Origin of the sequence: Pararcticibacter amylolyticus (genome assembly GCF_003130405.1) — a bacterium.
In the GTDB taxonomy this organism is placed as follows: Bacteria; Bacteroidota; Bacteroidia; order Sphingobacteriales; family Sphingobacteriaceae; genus Arcticibacter; species Arcticibacter amylolyticus.
Genome location: NZ_QEAS01000029.1, coordinates 1 through 2,283, shown reverse-complemented (window position 1 = coordinate 2,283; position 2,283 = coordinate 1). Strand labels below are relative to the sequence as shown.

Here is a 2,283-nt window from a genome sequence, read left to right as displayed (position 1 = left end):
CAAAAAATCGTGAAATTAACACGCGAGGAGAGCTCACTCCTGAACAGGAGCTAGCTAAGTATGGTCGGATAACAAGTGCTAGCAATGTCTCAATTGGGGCGTCCCTTGTCTTCGGAGGTATCGTCGAGTATGGAATAGTTATGACCGATAAAAACTGGGCTCAACGCTACATGACTGTTTATTATGCACATGGCTTTAATCCACCCTCTATAGCAGGAGGAGCTGTATATGTGTCATCTCAAAATGCTGTTTTTTCTGATTGGAAGGGAGCGATGGGAGGTGTTTCTGGTAGTATTGGTTTCGTAAGTGGTAGCGTTGGTTTTGCACCTACATATACTGCTTATGGCTTTGCTGCTAGTTATGGAAGGCCCCTTTCTCTTGTTAAGGAATTCTCAAATTCTGGTACATTTAACATTGGCGTTACAACTCTTATAGGGACGCCATTTTTAATGAAAGCAAACTTATCAGATTCTTATATTAAGAAACAAACTTATGGTGGAGGAAATTAATACTAAATTAAGCTTTAAGATTCAAAAGTTAGTTCATCATGCACCCGAGGCCATAATTGAAAAGATTACGGCATACTTAACGAAGTCCGGTTACAAGATTGTAGAACGCACTGAGACGTCATTGGTCTTTAACGAAGATGTCTACAGTAATAGAACAAGTGCTCGATCGGATTATTATACAAGGGTAGAGGACGGCAAATTTGAGATTGTTCCGAGCGGCTCAGGAATAGTTGTCAATCTGGTTTATCGAGTTTCGATTATGAGGGAGTTGATTTTTCTCTTAATTATTCTCATTGTAGGTATTACTGTAGATTATAAAGCTTTACTGTTGTCTGCGTTATTTGTAGTTAATTTTATTTATAAAATAAGGTACTTGAATAATAATATTATAGATGAGATTCTGAATGAGCCCGGCTAATGTTGAGATTGCCTTGGGCTGGTGCATGTATGAGCCATTCTCGTTGAGGAACAATAGATTCGAATACTGCTCAGGAGACTTTTCCTATGGAGAGTAATAGCTTTATGATTCGGTGATTTGAGCAGCCTGCCAGGGTACACGTGCTGTATGCAATATCGATCTTTTTCGGCAACAGCCTCCTCTTTTTTCTTATTCCCTTGTTTTATTTTGGACGGGTATGAGTTATCTGAATTTATTCCTTCAAGGTTTATTCAAAAATAGAAATGCGTTTAGTCGAAATAAAAGGATTGTTTGAGATGGATGCAGGAGCTCCATCGCCATTGATAATATCGAATGATACCGAACTTGTTGTATGCTTTTATGTAGACAACGAGGTTATGACAGATCTGAGTGAACGAAATACAGGTTATGAAATAGGAGTCGTGGTAATAAAGTTTAAAGGTTATCTATATTACAATTTTGGATTACCTGGTAACGAAACATTAAGGGGACACCCATACTATAAGCTAGGAATTAAATCATTTGGCTTTTATGAACTACTTGATTCTGATTTGATAAACAAATTGAAGCAGATAGAAAAAGTACATCCTTATTATAACGCAGCAAAATGGGATGGGTTTAGACATTTTATTCTCACATTTCATGACAATATGTTTGAATGTGTTTCCAGCGAATTTGATGTAATCAGGGAAGAGATGTCTGTTTATAACAAGGCCTATTCTGTCTTGAGCAGTATAGCGACAAAGCATCTGTAAAACTGTCGGTTTAACTGCAATATGATCAATTATCTCTGGGTTCTACCCTTATCTTGCAGGTACAATCAATCCTTTCACCTTCGAGCGCTTTGTCGGTTTTTAGGCCCCAGTGCCTTAGGGAAGTCGTTAAAAATTGAACTATTTTCAGACTCTGGTCAGAACCGATAGTAGTTGCCATGTGCCGGTCAGCAGTAGATGCTTATTTTGCCAGTTCTAATCTTAAGTAAACAGTGTCTGTGAAATCACATAAAAGGGCGCCGCGATATTGAGACCCATAGCCATATCACATCTATTGTTAGGCGGAGACCCTTGATTCCAGTTATGTTGTTGGGGGTTGGCAACACCAGGAAATTCGGCGGTCTTTGAATCTTTCTAGCACATCAACTATATAAAAAGAATGGTTCCGGGCCCATTCATCGGGTCGGATGTTCTTTCGCTTCTAATTGTTTGATTCGTTGTTCCAGACGTTTTATCTCATCTGTTTGTTTTGTGTGATCTGCGAGCTTTTGCTGCTGTTGCTTAATTATCTTGTTCTGTTTAATCAAATGAAGAGTGAGTTCTTCAACTTTTTGAAGGAGTTTAAGTTGCATATCTGAAACAG

At 38.5% G+C, this 2,283-nt stretch carries 2 protein-coding genes and 1 pseudogene; 2 read left to right on the top strand and 1 reads right to left on the bottom strand.

What is annotated here, in order from left to right:
• A partial coding sequence (locus DDR33_RS26035; RefSeq protein WP_238387926.1) for a hypothetical protein occupies window positions 1-509 on the top strand: 509 nt, incomplete at its 5' end.
• A gap of 681 nt (window positions 510-1,190) precedes the next feature.
• On the top strand, window positions 1,191-1,682 hold the full coding sequence (locus DDR33_RS23235) for a hypothetical protein (protein WP_109418204.1): 492 nt from the start codon (window positions 1,191-1,193) through the stop codon (window positions 1,680-1,682).
• A gap of 413 nt (window positions 1,683-2,095) precedes the next feature.
• Here the strand turns inward: DDR33_RS23235 and DDR33_RS26030 are convergent.
• Window positions 2,096-2,283: pseudogene (locus DDR33_RS26030) on the bottom strand (hypothetical protein); the annotation flags it as partial.

Coding starts and splice junctions, on each gene's coding strand:
- DDR33_RS23235 (WP_109418204.1), top strand. CDS start 1,191: ATGCGTTTAGTCGAAATAAAAGGATTGTTTGAGATGGATGCAGGAGCT.